The 21,357-nt window shown below is 52.7% G+C and carries 16 protein-coding genes and 1 tRNA gene; 12 read left to right on the top strand and 5 right to left on the bottom strand.

Annotated elements, in window-relative coordinates; translation table 11 throughout:
• The first annotated feature begins 90 nt into the window (after window positions 1–90).
• The gene (locus J2I48_RS21505; RefSeq protein ID WP_207337565.1) at window positions 91–1,392 is read left to right on the top strand and encodes an HlyD family secretion protein; all 1,302 of its coding nucleotides are present in this window, start codon (window positions 91–93) and stop codon (window positions 1,390–1,392) included.
• 21 nt (window positions 1,393–1,413) lie between these two features.
• On the opposite strand, the gene J2I48_RS21500 is transcribed toward J2I48_RS21505, so the two are convergent.
• The 3 genes from J2I48_RS21500 to J2I48_RS21490 all read right to left on the bottom strand — a co-directional run bounded on the left by J2I48_RS21500 (window position 1,414) and on the right by J2I48_RS21490 (window position 4,409).
• Window positions 1,414–1,851 carry a hypothetical protein gene (locus J2I48_RS21500; RefSeq protein ID WP_207337564.1) on the bottom strand — a complete coding sequence of 146 codons (438 nt, stop codon included), beginning with the start codon at window positions 1,849–1,851 and terminating at the stop codon, window positions 1,414–1,416.
• A gap of 207 nt (window positions 1,852–2,058) precedes the next feature.
• Window positions 2,059–3,327: a sulfite oxidase gene (locus J2I48_RS21495; protein WP_207337563.1), complete on the bottom strand. Its 1,269-nt coding sequence runs from the start codon at window positions 3,325–3,327 to the stop codon at window positions 2,059–2,061.
• A 53-nt stretch (window positions 3,328–3,380) separates the two neighbouring features.
• Entirely contained in the window at window positions 3,381–4,409 is a 1,029-nt protein-coding gene (locus J2I48_RS21490) for an AMP-binding protein (protein WP_207337562.1), read from the bottom strand.
• A 180-nt stretch (window positions 4,410–4,589) separates the two neighbouring features.
• Here J2I48_RS21490 and J2I48_RS21485 point away from each other — a divergent pair, with 180 nt between their 5' ends.
• A complete protein-coding gene (locus J2I48_RS21485) occupies window positions 4,590–6,821 on the top strand; it encodes a carbohydrate binding family 9 domain-containing protein (protein WP_207337561.1) in 2,232 nt (743 codons plus the stop codon).
• A 110-nt stretch (window positions 6,822–6,931) separates the two neighbouring features.
• Here the strand turns inward: J2I48_RS21485 and J2I48_RS21480 are convergent, their stop codons facing one another.
• On the bottom strand, window positions 6,932–7,390 hold the full coding sequence (locus J2I48_RS21480) for a QcrA and Rieske domain-containing protein (RefSeq protein ID WP_207337560.1): 459 nt from the start codon (window positions 7,388–7,390) through the stop codon (window positions 6,932–6,934).
• A 136-nt stretch (window positions 7,391–7,526) separates the two neighbouring features.
• Between J2I48_RS21480 and J2I48_RS21475 the strand changes: the two genes are divergently transcribed.
• The 3 genes from J2I48_RS21475 to bshB1 all read left to right on the top strand — a co-directional run bounded on the left by J2I48_RS21475 (window position 7,527) and on the right by bshB1 (window position 9,743).
• Window positions 7,527–7,982: a DUF2452 domain-containing protein gene (locus J2I48_RS21475; protein ID WP_207337642.1), complete on the top strand. Its 456-nt coding sequence runs from the start codon at window positions 7,527–7,529 to the stop codon at window positions 7,980–7,982.
• Window positions 7,983–8,100: 118 nt separating this feature from the next.
• Window positions 8,101–8,922, top strand: a complete 822-nt coding sequence (gene menB / locus J2I48_RS21470; RefSeq protein ID WP_207337559.1) for a 1,4-dihydroxy-2-naphthoyl-CoA synthase — start codon at window positions 8,101–8,103, stop codon at window positions 8,920–8,922.
• A gap of 98 nt (window positions 8,923–9,020) precedes the next feature.
• Window positions 9,021–9,743, top strand: coding sequence for a bacillithiol biosynthesis deacetylase BshB1 (bshB1, locus tag J2I48_RS21465; RefSeq protein WP_207337558.1), 723 nt, complete (start codon window positions 9,021–9,023; stop codon window positions 9,741–9,743).
• An 88-nt stretch (window positions 9,744–9,831) separates the two neighbouring features.
• On the opposite strand, the gene pdxH is transcribed toward bshB1, so the two are convergent.
• Entirely contained in the window at window positions 9,832–10,473 is a 642-nt protein-coding gene (gene pdxH, locus J2I48_RS21460; RefSeq protein ID WP_207337557.1) for a pyridoxamine 5'-phosphate oxidase, read from the bottom strand.
• Window positions 10,474–10,564: 91 nt separating this feature from the next.
• Between pdxH and J2I48_RS21455 the strand changes: the two genes are divergently transcribed.
• The 7 genes from J2I48_RS21455 (at window position 10,565) to J2I48_RS21425 (ending at window position 21,340) form a co-directional block, all read left to right on the top strand.
• Window positions 10,565–13,117 carry a DUF349 domain-containing protein gene (locus tag J2I48_RS21455; RefSeq protein ID WP_207337556.1) on the top strand — a complete coding sequence of 851 codons (2,553 nt, stop codon included), beginning with the start codon at window positions 10,565–10,567 and terminating at the stop codon, window positions 13,115–13,117.
• A 146-nt stretch (window positions 13,118–13,263) separates the two neighbouring features.
• Window positions 13,264–13,336, top strand: a tRNA-Thr gene (locus J2I48_RS21450).
• Window positions 13,337–14,094: 758 nt separating this feature from the next.
• The gene (locus tag J2I48_RS21445) at window positions 14,095–14,634 is read left to right on the top strand and encodes a UpxY family transcription antiterminator (RefSeq protein ID WP_207337555.1); all 540 of its coding nucleotides are present in this window, start codon (window positions 14,095–14,097) and stop codon (window positions 14,632–14,634) included.
• A 376-nt stretch (window positions 14,635–15,010) separates the two neighbouring features.
• On the top strand, window positions 15,011–16,198 hold the full coding sequence (locus J2I48_RS28570; RefSeq protein ID WP_207337554.1) for a glycosyltransferase: 1,188 nt from the start codon (window positions 15,011–15,013) through the stop codon (window positions 16,196–16,198).
• 75 nt (window positions 16,199–16,273) lie between these two features.
• On the top strand, window positions 16,274–17,470 hold the full coding sequence (locus J2I48_RS21435) for a glycosyltransferase (RefSeq protein WP_207337553.1): 1,197 nt from the start codon (window positions 16,274–16,276) through the stop codon (window positions 17,468–17,470).
• Window positions 17,471–17,922: 452 nt separating this feature from the next.
• The gene (locus J2I48_RS21430) at window positions 17,923–19,977 is read left to right on the top strand and encodes a lanthionine synthetase LanC family protein (RefSeq protein ID WP_207337552.1); all 2,055 of its coding nucleotides are present in this window, start codon (window positions 17,923–17,925) and stop codon (window positions 19,975–19,977) included.
• 46 nt (window positions 19,978–20,023) lie between these two features.
• On the top strand, window positions 20,024–21,340 hold the full coding sequence (locus tag J2I48_RS21425; protein ID WP_207337551.1) for a M28 family peptidase: 1,317 nt from the start codon (window positions 20,024–20,026) through the stop codon (window positions 21,338–21,340).
• Window positions 21,341–21,357: the final 17 nt, after the last annotated feature.

Here is a 21,357-nt window from a genome sequence, read left to right as displayed (position 1 = left end):
CTTTTGTCTTCTGTTGCTTCACGAGCGTAAACTGCACAGCACCAGCGAAGCAACGGAAGACAGAAGACAGTAAACTGTAAACTCATAATTATGAAGCCCGCTGTAATGCCCCGCGTTGAATTGCGCAACCCTGAGGTAGACGACCTGATGGGTCAGTCGCCCGCGTGGATTGTGCGGTGGGGTACGCTGCTGCTGTTCGTAGTGTTGGGTAGTGTATTTGCGGTCGGCTGGTTTATCCGCTACCCCGACGTTGTACCGGCTCGGTTGGTACTGCTGGCCGACAATCCGCCGCGTTCGGTCATTGCCCGGACGGAGGGGCGTATTGTGCGGCTGCTCGTGCGCGAGGGAGCGGCGGTGCGGTCTGGTCAACCACTGGCTTATCTGGAAAGCACTACCAACCACGCCGAAGTGCTGGCTTTAATGCATCAGCTCGACGTGGCCGGGCGGCTGTTGCAACAGAACAGACTTGCCGAACTGGATCATCTGGCCCTCACTAACTACCATCAGTTGGGTGAATTGCAGACCATCTATCAGCCTTTTGCCCAGACCTACAGTCAGTTGCAGAACTTCATGACCGACGGGTTCTATCAGCGGAAAATGACACTGTTGCAACAGGAGCTAACCGACCTTCAGGCGTTGCACCAAAACCTGCTGGCTCAGCAAACCATGCAGCACCGCGACATAGATCTGGCCCGTGAGGAGTATGCCATTCAGCAAACCCTGGCAGACCAGAAAGTGATTGCCCCGCTTGAGTTGAAGCGTGAAGAAAGCAAACACATCGGGCGGCAATTACCGGCTCAGCAACTCGCTTCGGCGTTGATAAACAGTCAGTTGGCGCAACGGGCCAAGCAAAAAGAATTGATTGAGCTGACCAAACAGGTGCGGGAGCAGCGCGACGGATTCGGGCAGGCCCTCAACACGTTGCAGAGCGCGGCTTACGCCTGGAAAGCCCGGTATGTGCTGTCGGCTCCGGTGGCGGGGCGGGTGTCATGGCTGGTGCCGCTCTACAACGAACTATCGGTTAAAGCCGGGCAGGAACTGGGGCAGGTCGTACCCACCAACGGGAACGGGCAGGTGGCCTTTACGGGCGAGATGCGGATTGGGCAGTACAATTTTGGCAAGGTTAAAACCGGGCAGGACGTATTGGTAAAATTGCCCAGCTATCCATTTCAGGAGTACGGTTTACTCGTTGCCCGTGTGGAAGCTATCAGCCCCATTTCTACCGATACGACCTTCCGCGCTCAGGTCAGTTTTCCGAATGGATTGCGCACCACCACCGGTCATCAACTTATTGCCCGGAATGGTCTGGTGGCCAACGGTGAGATCATCACCGATGATACGCGCCTGATTGAAAAGCTCTTTTACGAATTACGACGGCTCAAGGGACGATAAACACCAACGAGCCAGGTACTCTCAACGACCTGTTTGTTTATGCCAGACGGGGGTTTGGAGGGGTAAGCGCCGCCCGTCGAAGGGGGGGTGGAGGGGGCCGTAGTAGGTGGTGAGGTAGGTGAGGATGGCCGGTTCGGCGTCGCCCAGGTCCCAGAGTTTTTGGGTGCGCTGCATCCACCGAATGCGCTCTACCCATTTCTCCCGGTCGAAGTGGCTTTGCAGAATCAGCTTGCTCGAATGGCAGGCCAGGCAGTTGCCTTTCACCAGCATCAGGCTTTTGTCCAGCGCCAGGCCCGATTCGGGGTCAACGGCCACAACGCCGGTCGTAGCGCTAGGCGCTGATATTGATTTCTGAGCCTCCAGCGGGGCTTTTTTTGCCGATCCCGGTTGTTGGGCCACCCAGGCGCAGAGCCACCACAGGCACAGGCTGCACAATAGTAAAGCGTGTTTTGTAATCATTGGTTTTATTGGACAGTTGATTAGTGGGCAGTGACAATAGGCAGTAGCAGTGGCTTCGCGCTCCAGGCCCCTCGACTGCGCTCGGGGTGACAGGGACATTGATTCAGATTCTTAACTTGATTCAAGGTCGTTGTCACCCCGAGCGCAGTCGAGGGGCCTGGAGCGCGAAGCCACTGCTACTGCCTATTGTCACTGCCACTGCTACTGCTACTGCCCAACCACATTAATAGCAATACGGTGGCAGGCATTGTTGCAGTAGCCTTCGGGGTTCCACTGCGGCATCACCATCGGCTGCGAGACGCCCGCCTCGTCGGTGGCGCGGACCCAGACTTCGTAATAGCCCGATAGAGGCGGGTTTACTTCGGCAGTCCAGTGTTGCCAGGCCAGGCGGTTTTTTGGGTCTTTCAGGTTGGCGGGTTGCCAGGTGGCGCCAAAATCGATGGAAACGGCCACGGATTTCACGGCCCGGTCGCCCGCCCAGGCGTGGCCGCGCAGGGCCAGTGGCTTGCCTAGTGGTAGCTCCAGGCCCGTTTTTGGCGACGTAATCAGTGATTTTACGGGCATCGACTCAATGATTTTGAAGTCACTGGCGGGAGGGTCAACGCCCGGCACTACCGGATGAATGGGCACCCGGTAGCTTTTGCCCGTCATCTTGGCCCCGTCGTGTACCTTGTTGCGCACGGCAATGGTGTGCAGCCACTTGCCCGACACCGATGCAGGCCAGCCCCCCACCACCAACCGCAGGGGGTAGCCATGCACAGGCGGAATGTCCTGCCCGTTCATGGCCCAGGCCAGCAGCGTCTCGTCTTCCAAAGCCTTGGCAATTGGCACCCCCCGCGAAATCACGGGCTGAGCAGGGTCGCCGCTCAGGTGCAGGTCTTTGCCATAATAGCCAATGTACACCGCCGAGTTGGTCAGGCCCACGTCGGCGAGGACGTCTTTGAGGCGAACGCCCGTCCATTCGGCGCAACCCACCCCACCCTCGGTCCACTGGTTGCCCGCCGTTTTGGGCACAAACCCCGACCGGCCATTGCCCGCACATTCCATCACCAATTGGTAGGTGTGGGGTTTGAATTTTGTCTTTAGTTCGGCCAGCGTGTAGGTCCTGGGTGCCTTGACCGACTCGCCGTTGATGGTTAGCGTCCAGCCCGCAGCGTCTAGTTTTTCGGGCATCAGGCCGTTGTTGCGGATAAACAGCTTGTCGGCGGGGGTTACGGCGTCGTCGAGGAGGTAGGCCGGGGTTTCCACGTTCCAGGGCTTGTCGTTAAGCACCACTAGGTTCTTGTTTTTGGTCGCCATGGGGTCAACCGGTCCCGATCCGTTTTCGTCGATTTGGTCAAACACCAGCGGCAGGTAATGCCGGGGCAGGCGGTCGGCAAAGACAATGTTGGTCCCCAGCAGGGCGGTCAGGGTGGAAAGTGACCCTGCTTTCAGAAAACCACGGCGGTTGAAAAGGGATGAAGCGTCGTTGTTCATAGAGGTACTGATAGGCAACTAAGTTGATAAATAAACCCTGTTGGGGGCCACACCTACTCCGCAACCGCCGCCATCGTGGCCCGGCGGTCAATTTTACCGGTGGCTGTTTCGCCGAACGCCCCAGTTACGTGCCATGCTTTCGGAATGGCGTAGCGCCCAAGCGCGGCACCAATGGCGGTCTGGATGGTTAGCCACTGCTCGGTGGTCAACGTCTGGTTTTCCAGGAAAAGCTCCACCCGTTGCCCCAGCCGCTCGTCGGGCAGGCCCGCCACAAACAGGCGCGGACTGAGGCCCCATTGAAGCAGTTGCTGCTGAATAATGGCCTCTACGGCCTCTGGCTGCACTTTCACGCCACCCGTGTTAATAATCGTATCGGCCCGGCCCAGCAGGCGAAACCGCACCGCATCGGCTTCGGCAACCAGTTCCACCACGTCGTTGGTCTGGACGCGTTCGTGGTTGGTGGCGGCCGCGGTGATGTGCAGGCAACCCCGTTCGTCGGTGCCTACTGTCACACCGGGCAGCACCGTAAACAGGTCACTTTTGGCGGGGCCGTTGAGTCGCCGGATGGCAATGTGCGACACGGTCTCGGTCATGCCGTAGGTAGCATAAACCGGGGCTTCAATCACCTGGAGGGCGTTTTCGAGGGCGGCACTGGTGGCTGCTCCACCTACCAGGATGGCCTTCATCCGGTTCAGAATCGGCAGCGCAACAGGCACGTTATCGGGGCCAACGCTGGCCAGGATGGTTTGCAGTTGGAGGGGAACAAAAGCCGCAAAATCGAACTGCGTGGTAGCCGGGTCGAAGCCAGCCAGCGGGTTGCCGGTGGGTGCCACAAGGGTCAGTTGCAGGCCCAGCACTTCGCCGCGCACCAGCATCATCACCCCCGCAATGTAGGCGGTGTTGAGGCATACCAACGCCTTGTCGCCGGGTTGCAGCCCGAAGGTTTGGCCTGTAAGCCGGGCACTGACTTCCAGCTGCATCCGTGTGAGCACAATAGGTTTTGGCGTACCCGTAGACCCCGATGTATGTAGCGTGAATTGGGTATCACCCGCCCGCCAGGCCGTAAGAAAATCGGTAGTCATGTTGCTCTAGTCTCAAAGAAGACTGATAAGGAGTACTAATCGTTGCGAAACAATGATTTGCCCATTGGCCTCAACAAATAAAAGGCTCAGTCGGTAACAAGTAGACGCCCAATTTCTGCCACTTTTGCAAACAAACGGGGGATTTTGGCAGCCCAATCCTACGTTACAACAAACTCTTTAGTGAAACATCTCTCCTCTCTTCTGACCTTCTTAGTTCTTGCCCTGCCTACCCTGGCGCAAAAGAAGAACACCGCCTACCAGTACTATATTCATCAGGCCACGTCGCCTATTACACTTGATGGTAAGCTGGACGAACCAGCCTGGCAAACGGCCCAGTTGACGCAGTCGTTCTGGATGGTGCTGCCCATGGACACCTCCCGTGCCCGTATACCTACCGAGGTGCGGATGGCCTATGACCAGCAGGCCATGTACCTCAGCGCCGTATGTTACTACGACACAGCCACTAATCGGGCGCAGCAGGCCAACTATATAGTCGAATCACTACGCCGCGACTGGAATTTTGGTCGAAACGACAACTTCATCTTCTTCCTCGACTCCTTCGACGACCAGACCAATGGCTTTGCGTTTGGCACCAACGCCGTGGGGGCGCAGTGGGATGGATTACTGTATGAGGGCAGCAAAGTGAACCTAAGCTGGGATAACAAATGGACGTCGGTGGTGCGTAATTACCCTGACCGCTACGTGCTCGAATTGGCCATCCCGTTTAAGACCATCCGTTACAAGGCGGGCATTACGCGTTGGGGTATCAATTTCAGCCGACAAGACCTCAATTCGACCGAAAAATCGGCCTGGGCACCCGTACCGAGACAGTTTCCTACAGCATCGCTGGCCTACGCGGGTGTGCTGGTGTGGGATCAGGCCCCGCCCGTGCCGGGTCCCAATATCTCGGTGATTCCCTATGCGCTCAGTGGCATGTCGAGTAACTACCAGGCAAAAACGCCCGCCCAAACCCGCTTTGATGTAGGCCTGGATGCTAAAGTGGCCGTTACTACCTCGCTCAACCTCGACCTGACCGTCAACCCCGATTTTTCGCAGGTAGACGTCGACCAGCAGGTGACAAACCTGGACCGGTTTGAATTGTTCTTCCCCGAACGGCGCCAGTTCTTCCTTGAAAACGGCGACCAGTTTGCCAACTTCGGCTATGCCACTATCCGCCCGTTTTTCAGTCGGCGCATTGGCCTGGGCGGGGTGCCCATCCGGTTTGGGGCGCGGCTAAGCGGTAAGCTCAACAAAGACTGGCGGCTGGGTATCATGGATATGCAGACTGGCGCTACTGACGGCGTCGGGCCGGGTGGTGCGCAACTACCTGCGCAGAATTTCGCCATTATGGCCCTGCAACGGCGCGTTTTCTCCCGGTCTAACATTGGTGTGTTGTTTGTTAACAAAGAAACGCTTGATAACGTCATCGTGGCCGACAAGCCTCTGTACAACCGCTATAACCGCAACCTGGGGTTTGAGTATAACCTGGCCTCCGCCGACAACCTGTGGACAGGTAAGCTGCTGTATATCAAATCATTCACACCAGGGTTGCCAGCTGAGAGTGCCGTGTATGCGGGCAATTTGCAGTTCAACAACCGGCGTTGGCTGGCGCTGGGGCAGTGGGAAACTGTAGAGCGCAATTACACCGCCGAGGCCGGGTATGTTCCGCGCCGGGGCTACAGCCGCGCTACTGCATCAGTGGGCTACACGTTTTTGCCCAAAACAGGATCTATTCTGTCGCACGGGCCGCTGGCACAGTCTAGCTACGTGTTCGACCTGGCAGGTCGGGAGACAGACAACACGAGCTACCTTAGCTACAGTTTTACCACCCGGAGCCGGAGTGTATTTACGGCCTGGACAGCCACCGATTTTGTGCGTTTGCTGCAACCCTTCGACCCGACTAATTCGGGCCGTGAGACCCTGGCGGCAGGCACCGAGCATAGCTGGAAATCGTGGGGAACGGTGTTTGTCTCGAAGCCACAACGGTTGTTCACCTATGGCTTTACCACGCGTTATGGTGGCTATTATGCCGACGGCACCCGCCTGAACCTGACCGCCGACGTGGGGTACCGGTTTCAGCCTTATGTGAGCCTGGCGGCCAGTGCCAGCTATAACGACATCCGGCTACCCGGACCCTGGGGCCGCACTACGTTCTGGCTCGTGGGTCCCCGTTTCGACCTTACACTCACCAACACGCTCTACCTGACCACCTTCGTTCAGTATAATGAGCAGGTGAAAAATATGAACATCAATGCCCGCATTCAGTGGCGCTACAAACCAGCTTCTGACCTGTTTATTGTCTACACCGACAATTACCTGCCCACCGTGGGTCAGCCCAACAACGACCTGATCCCCTTCGCTATCAAGAACCGCGCTTTGGTGATTAAGTGGACGTATTGGTGGAACATTTGATTTACGAATTACGATGTACGAATTACGATTTATGGCTGACGCTAGAATACGCCTGCGTCAGCCATAAATCGTAATTCGTACATCGTAATTCGTAAATTGTAATTCGTAATTCACTCCCTCACTCTCACTTCCCCCGTCGCCTGGTCTACGGTGACGGTATATTTTTTGAGGTTAGCCGAGGATGAGCCGTTAAGTACGGCGCCTTCTGTGCTGAAGGCCGACTGGTGAAGCGGGCAGTAGAACCGGTTGTTGCCGCTTTGGAAAACAAGCGTGGTGTTACCCTGATCAGGGCAAGCAGCCGACACCGCTACAAAAGCGCCCGCCTGCGTTTGGGCCACAATGACTCCTTTCTCCACGAAGTAGCCTCCCTTGGTTTTCAGGTTGCTATAGGGACTCTGGTTCCAGTTGACGGTGAAATCGAGCGTGGTAACGGGCTTATCAATAGCTTCTTTGATGCAGCCCGACACGCTATTGACAATGGCCAACAGGCCAATGCCGGTGCCTATCAGCCGCAGGAAATGAGTGCGCGATAGGGTAGGTGGGGTGGTATGAATAGGGGTATTTTCCATGATGATACCGGTAGGGAGTGTCCCAAATAAACTAATTTTGCCCCACAATAGGGTACTCGGCTAGTCTGACTTTATCAGCAAAACTACTCGGATGACCCTCCCAAACAATCCCCCCGAACGGGTAGTTACCCACTTTATGGAAGAAGCCCAAATCGTCAATCCAATTTCGCCCGACAAGGTGACGGATCGGCCCGGCCTGCTCGAGTACGCCCACACGGCGGGCGGTGCCATCATTAGGCCGGAAGACAAAGGCAAGATCACCGGTCGCGCTGTGTCGGCCATGCGCGAACAGACCGATATGCAGATTGCGCAGCTCTACAAGCAGATGCAACTGCTGGCCGAACAAGCCACGGCTATCCGCAACCGCGTCGACGTGTCGGAGCGGATTTACAGTGCGCAAATGAGCTTTGAACCCATCGTTGGCCATACGTATTACTTCTACCTGCGCAAAAACGGCACCGACGCCCTCTCTATGATTGCCCCCAATGAGTGGGGCCGTAAATTTCCCTTCGAGCGCTGCGTGGCCACCGTGCGTATGCTCGCCGACCACACCTGGGACGTTTTTTATCACGACACAGACTTCAATGAGTGAAGAGGATTTGGGATTTTGGATTTCGGATTGGGGATTGTTGCTGACGCCAGAGAAAACGTACGCTGGCGTCAGCAACAATCCAAAATCCAAAATCCCCAATCCAAAATCTCACGAAAGCATGAGCAATTACAACTGGCAGTCTATCCGCGAGTATCGCGAGATTAAGTTTGAGTTTTTTGAGGGGATCGCGAAGATCACCATTAACCGGCCCCACAAGCGTAATGCGTTTACGCCACTGACGGTCAAAGAGATGTCGGAGGCGATGGAAATTGCCCGGCAAGACCCGGCGGTGGGTGTAGTGATTCTCACCGGCGAAGGCCCCGACGCATTTTGCAGCGGCGGCGATCAGTCGGTGCGGGGACATGGCGGCTACATCGGCGAAGACGACGTGCCGCGCCTGAACGTGCTTGACTTTCAAATGCAGATCCGGCGCATTCCCAAACCCGTGGTAGCTATGGTAGCGGGGTACGCTATTGGCGGTGGGCACGTACTGCACGTGGTCTGCGACATTTCTATTGCCGCCGATAACGCCCGTTTCGGCCAAACCGGACCTGTTGTCGGCTCGTTCGACGGGGGCTTCGGGGCGTCGTACCTGGCGCGGGTGGTGGGTCAGAAAAAGGCCCGCGAGATCTGGTTTCTCTGCGACCAGTATAATGCCCAGGAGGCGCTGGATATGGGTTTGGTGAATAAAGTAGTGCCGCTGGACAAGCTCGAAGACGAGACCATTGCCTGGTGCCGTAAAATGCTGGAGAAAAGCCCCATTGCCCTCCGTATGCTCAAGGCCGCCTTCAACGCCGAACTCGACGGGCAGGCGGGTATTCAACAACTGGCTGGCGATGCCACGCTCCTTTACTACCTCTCTGAAGAAGCCAAAGAAGGCAAAAACGCCTTCCTCGAAAAGCGCAAACCCGACTTCAGCAAGTTTCCGAAGTTTCCATAAAGACGTTGGTTATTGGACGCTGGATATTGGATAAAAGTCGCGTATGCACACGTTTTTGTCCACTATCCAGCGTCCAATAGCCAACGTCCCCTTTACCCATGAACGTAGACGTATTGTGCATTGCGGCGCATCCCGATGATGTAGAAATGACCAGCGCAGGCACGGTGCTGTCGCTTATAGATCAGGGCAAAACTGTGGCTGTGATCGACCTCACCCGTGGCGAACTGGGTACGCGGGGAACCCCCGAAATCAGGGATCAGGAAGCCGCCGAAGGTGCCCGAGTGATGCGGCTGTCGGCGCGGCACAACATGGGGTTTCGGGATGGGTTTTTCCAAAACGACGAGGCACATCAAAAGGCGCTTATTGCCTGGATTCGGCATTTTAAGCCCCAGATTGTGCTTACAAACACTGTTGAAGACCGGCACCCCGACCATGGCCGGGCCGCTCAACTGGTAACCGACGCCTGCTTCTATAGTGGCCTGCGTATGATTGACACGCTTGATCCCGAAACGGGCGAAGCGCAGGAAGCCCACCGCCCGGCTTACGTGTACTACTTCATCCAGGACCGCTCACTCAAGCCCGATTTTGTAGTCGATGTGTCGCCATATTGGAATCAGAAACTGGAAGCAATCAAAGCCTACAAAAGCCAGTTTTTCAATCCCGACAGCCCCGAACCGCAAAGCTATATTTCGGGCGAGCCGTTCATGAAATTCCTGGAGTCGCGCACCCGCGAACACGGCCACATGATCAACGTCGAATTCGGTGAAGGCTTCATCAGCAAACGCATGCTCGGCGTAGGGGATTTGTTTGCGTTGAAGTAAGGGAATGTACAATGTACAATGGCTTTGCTTACTACAACTCAGTGCGCGAAGCCATTGTACATTGTACATTATTCATTGTATATTCTCTTCAGGGTGCCAGCCTTTCCAGCGTCCACTCGCCTGCTGAAAGCTCGTAGCGGATACGATCGTGGAGGCGGCTGGGGCGGCCCTGCCAGAATTCGATGGTGTCAGGCACCAGCCGGAAGCCACCCCAGTGTGGCGGGCGGGAAATGGGCTGATGGGCAAACTGCATTTCCAGCTCGTGTTGGCGGTCTGTAAGCGTATCGCGATTGGGGATAACCTCGCTTTGGTGCGACACCCAGGCCCCAATCTGACTACCCCGCGGGCGGCTGTTGAAATAGGCATCTGACTCTTCGGGGCTTACCTTTTCTACCGATCCTTCCAGCCGTATCTGCCGTTCCAGTTCGGGCCAGAAGAACGTGAGCGAGGCCATTGGGTGGCCAATGAGTTCCTGACCTTTACGGCTTTCGTAGTTGGTGTAGAAGCTAAAGCCCCGCTCGTCTACCCCCTTCACTAGCACAATCCGCCCCGATGGACGCCCGTTTGGACCGAGGGTTGCCAGGTGCATGGCGTTGGGTTCGTGGACACCCGCCGCCAGTGCCGCATCGAACCATTGCTGAAACTGAGTAAATGGGTTGGGCGAAACATCTGACTTATCCAGTCCGTTTAATGTGTATTCTTTGCGCAGGTCAGCGATTTCAGACGTCATTTGAGGCAGTGTGAAGGGGCAAAACCCGTGAAAAAGGGTAAAACCCGCGTTTATTCATTACTTTTGTAAAAGTAATTGGTGCGTAACCAACATGACAAACGAAGACCAGCAAATCGACCGGCCAGCGGAGATCAACCAACCAGATCCCCAACCGTCGGCTTCGACATTGGCGGCTGAAGAAGCCGCTTCCCTTCCCGTTTCTACCGCAGAAGACATGCCCGTAGCCAACGAGACCACTGCTACCGAACCGGTAGCTGACCCATCGGCTATGAAGCCTACTTCGGTGGCCCCGGCGGCTGAAGAGACCGAACCAACGGATGCGCCCGAATCCGCCGACGTGTCTGCCGAAGCAGACTCGTTTGTGGCCGAGGTGCTTCCCGAACAGCCCGAACCCGTTGCTGACGTCGCGTCAGCCGCAGAAGTAGCGCCAACTGCTGAAGCAGACGAGCCTGCCGCCGAGATAGTTGTTGAGCCAACTGCGTCTACAGAAACGGAAGGTTCTGAAGGTCAATCTGTTGACGAGCCTGTTGCTGAATCTGCAACAACCGCCAGCGTGGAAGAGCCTTCGGCCGAAATGGCTTCGTTAGATCCAACAGTAGCTGAAGAAATCACGGCTAACTACGCCGAAACGGAAGCCAACGAGGAAACCGAATCCGCCGTGGCTGCTCAGCCCGCCGTTGATTATTCGGGCTATTCAAAGGCCGAACTCGTTACGCTGCTCGACGAGACATTGAACTCGATCAAAGGCGAAGCTACCACGGCTGCTCAGTTCCGCCATGCCGACGACGTACTGAAGCAGTCGAAGCCGGTGATGGACGCGCTTAAGCGCACCGAACGGCAAACTGCCCTAACCCAATATGTTGCTGATACCGGCTCGGAAGAGGGTTTCCAATTCCGTACCGATGATGCCGCCCTGCGTTACGAAGACCTCTACAAGCAGATCAAGTCGCAGAAGAATACGTATTTCCAGACGCTCGACAAAGCGAAAGATGCCAATTTCAACTCGAAGACTGACTTGCTTCGCCGCCTGCGGGAACTGGTCGAATCAGATGAGTCAAACGCGGGTGATGCCAAGACAAGCTGGAATGAGTTCAAGAAAATTCAGGACGAGTGGAAAGGTGCGGGTAATATCAACTCGCCTCATAACGCTACGCTCTGGGCTACCTACCACGCCCTGGTAGATCGTTATTATAGCAACCGCAATATTTATTTCGAGCTAAAAGAGCTTGATCGTAAGCGCAACGCCTCCCTGAAAGGCGAGGTAATTGACAAAGTCGAAGCCCTTGCCGCTGCCCAGGCCGACAAAGCCGTCACGCGCCAGACTATCGATGAAGCCAACGCGCTGTTCGAGGAATATAAGCACATTGGCCCTGCTCCTAAGGCAGAGCAGGAGGTGCTGTGGCAGCGCATGAAGGCCGCCCTCGACACCTTATATAATAAGCGTCGTGGGCAGAATGAAGATCAGCGCAAAGAGTCGGCGCAACTCTACGAAGAGAAGTCGGCCATTTACGAAGAACTCGTGCCGCTGACCTCTTTCTCATCGTCGGGTATCAACGACTGGAACGACAAGACAAAGGCCGTAATGGCCATTCAGGACCGCTGGAATGCTATCAAAGGTCCAATGCCCCGCGAGGAAGGCAAGGAACTGAGCAAAAAATTCTGGGCGGCGCTGAAAACATTCTTTGCCAATAAAGGCGAGTTTTTCCGGCAGCTGGAAGGCAAACGGGAAGAAAACTTGAAAGCCAAAACCGAACTCTGCGAACAGGTAGAAGCCATCCTGGCAGCGGGCGATGAGTCGAGCGAGGCTACGCAGCGCGTGATTGAGTATCAGCGACAGTGGAAAAATATTGGGCAGGTGCCTGAAAAGCAGAAGAACAGCATCTTCGACCGGTTCAAAGCTGCCTGTGATGCCTTCTTTGATAAGAAGCGCAATCGTAATCAGGACACCGACCGGGAATTTGAGGCCAACCTCACCAAGAAGGAAGATCTCATTGCCCGGATTGATGCCGCCGCCAGCCAAAACGCCGATCTCTCGCAGATGAATGCGTTCAAGGCTGAGTGGAACAGCATCGGCTTCGTGCCTAAAAAAGACAAAGAGCGAATTCAGAAAGGCTATATCGCTGCGATCAACGCCATGGTGCGTGCCAACGGTGCCTTGTCGACCACTGAGAAAGAGCGGGCCATTCAGGACAACGAAGCAGAAGTGACGCGCTTTGGAGGTCCCCGCAGTGATCGCCGCGGTGGTGGCAGTGAAGCACCCCGTGGTGACCGTGGTAGTGAGTCGCGTGGCCCCCGTTCCGACAGCCCTCGTCCGGGTGGTGGTCGTGAGCAGGGTCAGGGTGGCCGCCCCGGCGGCGGTAACCGAAGTAACGATCGTTCACGCGACCGTGGTCCCCGCGACGGTGGTTACAGTGGCGGCGGCTCGCGCGATGGCGGCGACTATGCAGCCTACCGGCGCAGCACCGAAGGCGGTGGAAGCGAAACGCGCCGCCGTATATCGACGCTGGAGAACGATATTGCCACGTACCGCAACAACATCGAGTTCTTCGCCCGCTCGAAAAACGCCGATCAGCTCCGTGCCGATATTGAGAAAAAGATTGCCGATGCCCAAAAACAACTCGACGCCCTGCGGAATCAGGAATAAGAGAATCAGCTAGTTAATCTATAGGTCTGTCGACACCACGTCGACAGACCTATTTTTTTTGAAGCACAGGGTTGCCTTGAAACGGCTAATTGCCTACTTTTGCATCATCAAAATCGACGAAGGCATTGCCTGATGCCGATTTAATTGCCTCCATAGCTCAGCTGGTAGAGCAACTGACTTGTAATCAGTAGGTCGTTGGTTCGATCCCGACTGGGGGCTTCCAAGCCGAAAAGCCGATCACACTGTGATCGGCTTTTTTATGCTTAACCTACATACACCACCGTTAGGTCGATTAGCTAGCGATAACCTAAGCAATAATACTTACCATAATAGTAGGATCAAGTTAGTGCACTATACGCCTTTATACTATATAAATACGCTTGCACTTAAATCTTTGCATTATTGAAAATAACAGTTTATGTTTAGGAGGTAGTTAAGTATGAGCGCCGACAAGCCACACCCGTTATGCCGCCATATCACTTACAATCTGCATCCGGGATGCTATCAGCACCCAAATTGCCATTACGAGAGACGGAAATAGATGCTCTCCTTACTAAAGCAGTCGTGTCGAAATAACCGCATTTTAGTCGGCGGAATTTAATTGAAGTTGCTTGTTAGTATAAGTAATACTACAGTAGTTGATAGTAAGCGTGACATAAAAACTGTGTTAGCTCGCTACCATTACGTATGCCATTTTGAGTTATTCAGTAAGTAAAAATCGGGTACATACGAATAAGTCTCTGTGACTTTAGTGGCGAAGCTGTAAGCGGATCAGCTTGTAAACAGCCAAAATGTACCGTAATCACCTAATGTACTGCTGCCTGACAGGATTCTTTCAGGTTGCCTTTGCTGCGTTGCCAGCAACCAATCACCTGCCATTTCTCCTCTAGTTCGAGTCTCACCTGACTCGCATTGTCGCATGTTCAGCATGGCCTGAATAGTGACTACTAAGTCGTTCCATAACCTTTAGTTATACCATGAACATCACGGCACATTCGTTGATTAACTCCGCTATGGCTCAACCGGAGTGGTACGCTGTTTACACCTACCCAAAAGCCGAACGGAAGGTTTATGAAAAAATCTCGAGAATGAATGTCGAGGCATTTTTGCCTATGCACAAAGTAATTCGGCAATGGAGCGACAGAAAAAAGAAAATGGAAGTACCCTTATTCCCTAATTATGTGTTTGTTAAAACTACGCCAAATTTACAGTTCGAATTATGTCAAATTAAGGAGCTTGTGCGATTCATTACCTTCGAAAAAAAACCTGTATGTATTCCTGAAGGTGTTATAAGCAGTATTAAAAAGATAACGCTGGGTGATATAGAAGTAAGCGACCATACGCTAGACTACAAATTGGGACAGCAAGTGGAAGTAGTACAGGGGCAATTTGCTGGTATTCGGGGATATCTGGTCAACATTAAAGGAAAGAACAGGCTCGTTATTTGTATTGAAGCCTTGCAGAGTTTGGTGTCTGTAGAAATAAGCGCCAGTTGCGTTATGCCGCAGTCGAAATAAGATCTTCTGTGGGAATATTAATGCCGTGCAAATTAGGCCTTGGAATATTATTAAGCCACAAGGTACTTGCCATTTATCCACTACGAGTAAAATTAGCCTACTTTCATCTAAAATTGGTAGCTAGTAGAAATAAAGTGGGCTCTTTACTCTCTTTCAATAGCACAATATTGATAAAGAATTCAAGTTCTTGCCGACCTTATTTTTCTACGGGGCGTTTCCACATCACATTAGCTTCACTACCAATGTTTTTACCCGGTAGAGAGTCAAATGCTAATCTCTATTCTTATTAGAAAGCCCTGCTTGTGCCGATTGATTCTGTTGCGAGTAAGGCCACATTCTATTCACCAACGCAAAAATTTACCCTTCTTCTTTTGTTATGAAGCCTAAAGTAGCACTGCTCACCGATATAAATTTTTGGGATGAAAATAGTGGTGGACCTACTCGAATTAGCAAATTAGTTTCTTACTTAAGTAAGCACACAGATTTGGTCGTAATTTACGGCAATCTGAAGGGAACTAACGATAGTAGCGTTCTATCAGAGTGCTATGAGGGTGTCTATGTACATTACTTGTCACCTGATATTCGAAAAGAAAATGTTGAGTACATTCAATTAATGCAAACATATCTGCTTGATCACCCTGTTGATGTGTGTATTCTTGAATACTTAGCATCAACATTCATATTAGACTATTTACCTATTGGCTTACCTGTAATCCTCGACTCTCACGATTTAGTGAGTGATCTTAATAACAGTTTTTCTCAGTATAACGTACCATGTGGAAAAATTAATGTTATCAGTATTGAGGACGAAATTGCATTATATAACCGCTATGATTACGTGATGATGATTCAACAGAATGAATATCAAAAAGTTCAGCCGTTCATCGGAAGAAAAGCTCTCTTAACGCCGCATCCGGTCACTTATACACAAGTTACTATACAGCAGAAGGCTACCCGTGTCGGTTTCGTTGCTAGTGCTACGAATCCAAATCTGGATGCTATCGTGTGGTTTATACGGAACGTATGGCCTAGTGTGTACCGTCCTGGACTTAGTCTAAACCTTTTTGGAGCCATCTGTGATATGCTGAGGTATAATGACCTATCGGATAAACGTATGACTTGGCTAAGTACAATAGAAGAAAATTTTCCCGGAATCACCCAGTTCTACCAGAGCCGCTCGTTGGACATTGAGGCCCAACCAGGTGTGATCCTGCATGACTATTTGCCCAACCGCGACCAGATCTACACGCAGGTCGACGTGGTCATCAACCCCGTTCGCTTCGGGTCAGGACTAAAAATCAAGAACGTGGAGGCTCTGGGTTATGGTCTCCCCCTACTGACAACCACCCATGGGGCGTGCGGGCTAGAAACCCACGTTGGAGAGGCCCTGTTGGTGGCTGACCAGCCCGCCGACTTTGCCCAGCAACTCAGCCGCCTGCTGGCTGGCTACCCCCTGCGTAAGGCCGTAGGCCAGGCCGCCTACCAACTGGCCCGTAGTGAGTTCTCGCCAGATGCCTGTTTTGGGCCATTGCTGGCGGCCATTCAGACCCTGCAACGCGCATAAGATTAGTACAAGAGGCCAGGATTGGGTGAGACAATATTTAATTCGCTAGATGAGATTTTTTATCCATTTTTTATTATGACAGCTAAAGTAGCATTGCTTACCGATGTGCACTTTTGGGAGCAACACAGTGGTCGTCAAACACGTACGAATTCGATGATGAAATACTTAAGTAATCATATTGAATTGGTAATTCTTTATGCTGGTGTAGAGCAATTTGACGAAGACAGTTGGGAAGGTAATTACGATCATTTGACCGTGATACATCTTTCCCCTGACGAAAAATTAACGCATGCTGAATATGCCAAACTTGGACAGAATTATTTGCAGAATAATAAAATCGACGTTTGTATTATAGATAATTTGGCAGCTACGTTCCTAATAGATTATCTACCAAACGACGTATCGGTAATCCTTGATACAATTGATTTGGTGAGCGATCTAAATAAAAGTTACGCTCAATTCAACATATTGTGTGGTTTGCAAGGAGAAGAAATCAACACTATAAATCTAGAAGAAGAAATACATTTATTCAAGCGATATAATTACGTTTTGCTAATTCAAAAATTCGATTACCAAAAGATACAGCCCGCTCTCGGACAGAAAGCATTATTGGTTCCACATCCAGTAGACTTTCCTCAACAAACTATCCGCCAGCAAGGCCTACATGTAGGGTACGTAGCTTTTGGAACTAAACCTAATTTAGATGCTATCGTGTGGTTTTTAAATGAAGTGTGGCCATCAGTTTACGTAGACGGGCTGTATCTCCATTTATTTGGCGATATATGTAATATGCTTCGATTTAATAACTACTCTGATATACATCAAGAGTGGTTACGGAATCAGGAAAAGTACTCTCCCGGAATCACCCAGTTCTACCAGAGCCGCTCGTTGGACATTGAGGCCCAACCAGGTGTGATCCTGCATGACTATTTGCCCAACCGCGACCAGATTTACACGCAGGTCGACGTGGTCATCAACCCCGTTCGTTTCGGAGCAGGACTAAAAATCAAGAACGTGGAGGCTCTGGGTTATGGTCTCCCCCTACTGACAACCACCCATGGGGCGTGCGGGCTAGAAACCCACGTTGGAGAGGCCCTGTTGGTGGCTGACCAGCCCGCCGACTTTGCCCAGCAACTCAGCCGCCTGCTGGCTGGCTACCCCCTGCGTAAGGCCGTAGGCCAGGCCGCCTACCAACTGGCCCGTAGTGAGTTCTCGCCAGATGCCTGTTTTGGGCCATTGCTGGCGGCCATTCAGACCCTACAACGCGCTTAGTCGATTGAATACTTGTGAGCGACGTATGTTCATCAATAATTACGTTACATTACTAATACTTCGCTTCAATTATTCAATAACAACTGATGGTATCAAAGTAAGCCATCTACCTCAATGCTGCGATAATACAATGCGATTCTCCCCTTTGTAATAAAATACAAAGACGAAAGATTCGGCTATGATTGGAAAAAGTAATACGTTCAATTTGGTAGAAAGTTTAAGTCAGCATTTCGAAGCCGAGGAGCTTGTCGGGAAATTTAGTTTAACCCCTATCCAGCGGCTAAACATAAGAGGTTTATTCCGATTAACCCTTAGAAGAAAGTAGGCCATTTTTACTTGTGGTTGGGACCCATCCTGAGTGTATTGCCTGATTTAGTAGTATTTCGTCAATAAAAATGATGAGGAAAGTATCATTCTTATTGACGAAATATTGCCTTATTAAAACCTGTTAAATGACAACTGTTCTTATAGATTCTCCTGACAAGGAAAGAGCACTTGAGAAGGCCATCGTTATTGGAGACGAATTGCTTCGTCAGGCGCTGGTTACTCCGTGCGGCCTTACCTGGCCTGTGGAGTACTCGGAAGATGGACGTGGGCTAACATGGCAGCAACCTGAAAGTATCTATTCAGGTGTTTCAGGCATTGTCCTGTTTCTAACAGAATTGTACCGCCATACCCAACATAAGACGTACTTAGAAGCCGCTAAGGAAGGAATGCGCTGGGTGGTTGATTATTGCCATAAAAATGCAACGCAACAATATGGTTTTTATATAGGGCGTCTAGGTGTGGCCTACGTGCTGCTGAAACTGCATGCCATAACACACCAGCCAACGTTGCTGACCGAAGCACTGGACATGGCCAAGCCCGTTGCGGACAGTTACCTGACCAATGAACATACTACCAGTGCTCTTTTCGATGGGCGGGCGGGTGCCCTGCTGGTGTTGCTACACCTGCATCAGGCTAGTCAGGAACCGTGGCTTGTAGGCACCATTACGGCGTGTATCGATACGCTGCTGGATCAGGCTAGCTATGACCAGGCTGGCATTTGCTGGGACCGATCTCGTAACAGTGTACAAGGATTGTGTGGGTTGGCGCATGGGGCGGCTGGTATTGGTTACGTGTTTGCCGAGCTTGGCCAGTACGTCAACAACGCTGCTTTCCTGGCCGTGGCCCGGCAGGCGTTCGACTACGAAAACCAGTATTGGCATGAAGTAGCCCAGAATTGGCCCGACTTCCGGAAAGATATCACCACGCCCGAACGCGAGCTGTTTTACCAACAGGCGTACCTTAACCATGACCTTGAGGCGTTTGCTGGCACCTTCACCAATACGTCGTTGGCGCACGGTACGGCTGGCATTGGTCTGACCCGGCTGGCTGCTGTTGAAGCCTACCAGACTGACGTAAGCCGGGCGGCAACTGCCCTGGCAGAGCGCCATGACCGGTTTATGGCTGAACCATTGTCGATCAGGCAACAATCGGTGTATGCGGGGCTGGCAGGCGAGGGTGTATTTTTTCTGGAGGCCTACAAGGCCACCGCCGAGCCGATGTATTTGCAACATGCCCATGCCATTGGCCTGCTGCTTCAGGCGCAGGCCGAAGCCACAGAAAGCACTACCTCAGACCTGGGCTTGTTGACAGGTCAGGCCGGGCTGGGCTACTTCTATTTGCAATTGGCACGCCCCACCGCCGAGTCTGTTTTGCTGCCCCGGCTGCGTAGTGAGAACCTAGGTGCGGCTGCCGGGTTAAGTGGTTTTTCAGGCAGCTCGGTTCAACGAAAAATAGTGGCTGGATCGTTTCCGCGTGTGGTGAAGCTGATGGATGAATGGGCGCCCGAACAACTGGCCTCGTACTTGGAACGTGAAGCGGGCGAGTTGCTTGGGGCCAACACGTTCATCGACCGTGTTCGGCAGTGGGTGCCGCAACTACCCGACCCCGGGCAGGAGTTTATGCAGCAAGCGCTGGCCATTGAATCGTCGCGGTTTTCCATGAAGTGCGGCGTGAACAATGCCTACCTGGCTATGCACGAGCGTTTTGCCCAAGTCAGCATCAACCAGATCCTGGATGTAAGCGATGAGGTATTGCGCCAAACATACTTCACAATTAATGAGCAGGCTATCCTGCTGAGTACCAAGCAGGACGAGTTTTTGCTGTATCAGGCTGGTGCCGGGCTTACCGAAGACACCCTTGAGCATTTTATGCAGTGGTACGGAAGCCAGGCCGTGCTACTTATGCCGTCTGGCGATCATGATGTGCAGGAGTATGGCTTGTTCATGGAACTGATGATCCTGACTAAGTTCACAGTCCCTACCACCCCCGGTAAGGTGTGCGACGAACTGACCGCTTTTTTTATGCCTAATACTGAGTTGTTTATTCAGCAGATGGCTTACTTCTGCATGATCCATCCCGGCGATGTGTTTCAGGAGCAATTCGACCGGCTGATGCTTCAACTGATCAAAAAACACATTAGCGTGGGGGTTCTGCTACCCCTGACGGTACCTGGCGCGTGATCCATCATCGTTGCCCGATTTTATAACCTACTTAACCAGTTAACTCATGAAAATTGTAAAGCTATTGTACCTTCTAGGGGCGCTATTGCCCTTGTTTCACCCATGTGCCGGGCAGAATAACCCCCCTCAACTGAAGGATATTCAGGTAGTAACCGACACGGTGGCTCGGCAGATTACCATCACTTATAGTGTGGCCGATAAGGAGGAGAAGAAACTGAGAATCAGCCTCAAAGCATCGGCCGATCGGGGGGAAACGTATGGGTTAACTACGAGTACGGCCAGTGGTGATCTTGGCTTTCCGGTGCTGACCGGGAAACGTAAAAAAATTGTCTGGCCCTACGACAGCCGGCTAGTCAAGCTAACCGACCTACGGATAAAGCTCATTGCCGATGACCTGGTGAAGGTTGACGTGGCCACGCTCGTGGACCAAGTAGACAGCAACCGGATTGCCAGTACGATGGCTGCCATCTACGGACAGCGCAGCCACCTGACGCCTCAGGGGCTGGCCCGGCTGGCGACCGTGAAAGATTTCATCGACAAAACGTTTACCGATACAGGGTTGGAGGTGAGCCGCCAGCCCTTCAAATTCTCGAAGTTCGAGGCTAGTAACCTCTTTGTGAAGCAGGCAGGCCTGATAGACGAAGCCAAAACATTTATTGTCTGCTCATATTACAATTCCTCGTCGGCCGAAAGCTTTGGGGCCGATGCGAGTGCGTCGGGTATGGCGGGGGTATTGGAAGCTATGCGGATATTGACCAAGTATAACTTTGCCCATTCGCTGCTGTTTCTGGCCCTCGACGACATTGACGAGATCGAGTCGCGGGGGAGTGCCGAGTTTGTGTATAAAGGCGGCATCAAAGAGACTGACCAGGTGCAAGGTGCTATTTGTCTGGATGGCATTGGGCACTACTCCAACGAAGCCAACAGTCAGATTCTGCCCAGCGGCATTGCTGAGGTGTTTCCCCAGGTGTTTGAGACCGTAAAGAGCAACCGGTTCCGGGGCGACTTTGCGCTCAGCATTTCCAACGAGTCGTCAAACCCGTTCACCAACCGGTTTATGAGCGTGGCGGCAAAGCTGGTACCTGACCTGAAAATTCAGTCGATGGTGGTGCCGGGCAATGCCGAAACGATGGCGGCCCTGGCCGAGGGCGACCACGTGGCGTTTTGGTACGGCAAAATTCCGGCGCTGGAACTCTCAGATGGCGGCATCACCCGCAAGAAGGACCTGGTCTATGACAAGATCGAAGACATCAGCTACACGTTTGTGAGCACGGTAGTCAAGAGCGTGGTGGCCGCCCTGGCCGACATGGCCGAACCGCAACACAGCACGGCGGTGGTAAGTGGGGTAACGATGAAGCCATAGCCAATAGCCACAACAGG

The sequence above is a fragment of the Fibrella aquatilis genome, from assembly GCF_017353255.1.
Taxonomy (GTDB): domain Bacteria; phylum Bacteroidota; class Bacteroidia; order Cytophagales; family Spirosomataceae; genus Fibrella; species Fibrella aquatilis.
The sequence above is the reverse complement of the archived record's forward strand: the minus strand, read 5'-3'. Positions and strand labels throughout refer to the sequence as shown.

Excerpts from the sequence above, each read along its gene's own strand:
- J2I48_RS21505 (WP_207337565.1), top strand. The coding sequence starts at position 91 with ATGAAGCCCGCTGTAATGCCCCGCGTTGAATTGCGCAACCCTGAGGTA.
- bshB1 (WP_207337558.1), top strand. The coding sequence starts at position 9,021 with ATGAACGTAGACGTATTGTGCATTGCGGCGCATCCCGATGATGTAGAA.
- J2I48_RS21435 (WP_207337553.1), top strand. The coding sequence starts at position 16,274 with ATGACAGCTAAAGTAGCATTGCTTACCGATGTGCACTTTTGGGAGCAA.
- J2I48_RS21475 (WP_207337642.1), top strand. The coding sequence starts at position 7,527 with ATGGAAGAAGCCCAAATCGTCAATCCAATTTCGCCCGACAAGGTGACG.
- J2I48_RS21500 (WP_207337564.1), bottom strand. The coding sequence starts at position 1,851 with ATGATTACAAAACACGCTTTACTATTGTGCAGCCTGTGCCTGTGGTGG.
- J2I48_RS21490 (WP_207337562.1), bottom strand. The coding sequence starts at position 4,409 with ATGACTACCGATTTTCTTACGGCCTGGCGGGCGGGTGATACCCAATTC.
- J2I48_RS21480 (WP_207337560.1), bottom strand. The coding sequence starts at position 7,390 with ATGGAAAATACCCCTATTCATACCACCCCACCTACCCTATCGCGCACT.
- J2I48_RS21430 (WP_207337552.1), top strand. The coding sequence starts at position 17,923 with ATGACAACTGTTCTTATAGATTCTCCTGACAAGGAAAGAGCACTTGAG.
- J2I48_RS21495 (WP_207337563.1), bottom strand. The coding sequence starts at position 3,327 with ATGAACAACGACGCTTCATCCCTTTTCAACCGCCGTGGTTTTCTGAAA.
- J2I48_RS21455 (WP_207337556.1), top strand. The coding sequence starts at position 10,565 with ATGACAAACGAAGACCAGCAAATCGACCGGCCAGCGGAGATCAACCAA.
- J2I48_RS21425 (WP_207337551.1), top strand. The coding sequence starts at position 20,024 with ATGAAAATTGTAAAGCTATTGTACCTTCTAGGGGCGCTATTGCCCTTG.
- J2I48_RS21445 (WP_207337555.1), top strand. The coding sequence starts at position 14,095 with ATGAACATCACGGCACATTCGTTGATTAACTCCGCTATGGCTCAACCG.
- menB (WP_207337559.1), top strand. The coding sequence starts at position 8,101 with ATGAGCAATTACAACTGGCAGTCTATCCGCGAGTATCGCGAGATTAAG.
- pdxH (WP_207337557.1), bottom strand. The coding sequence starts at position 10,473 with ATGACGTCTGAAATCGCTGACCTGCGCAAAGAATACACATTAAACGGA.
- J2I48_RS28570 (WP_207337554.1), top strand. The coding sequence starts at position 15,011 with ATGAAGCCTAAAGTAGCACTGCTCACCGATATAAATTTTTGGGATGAA.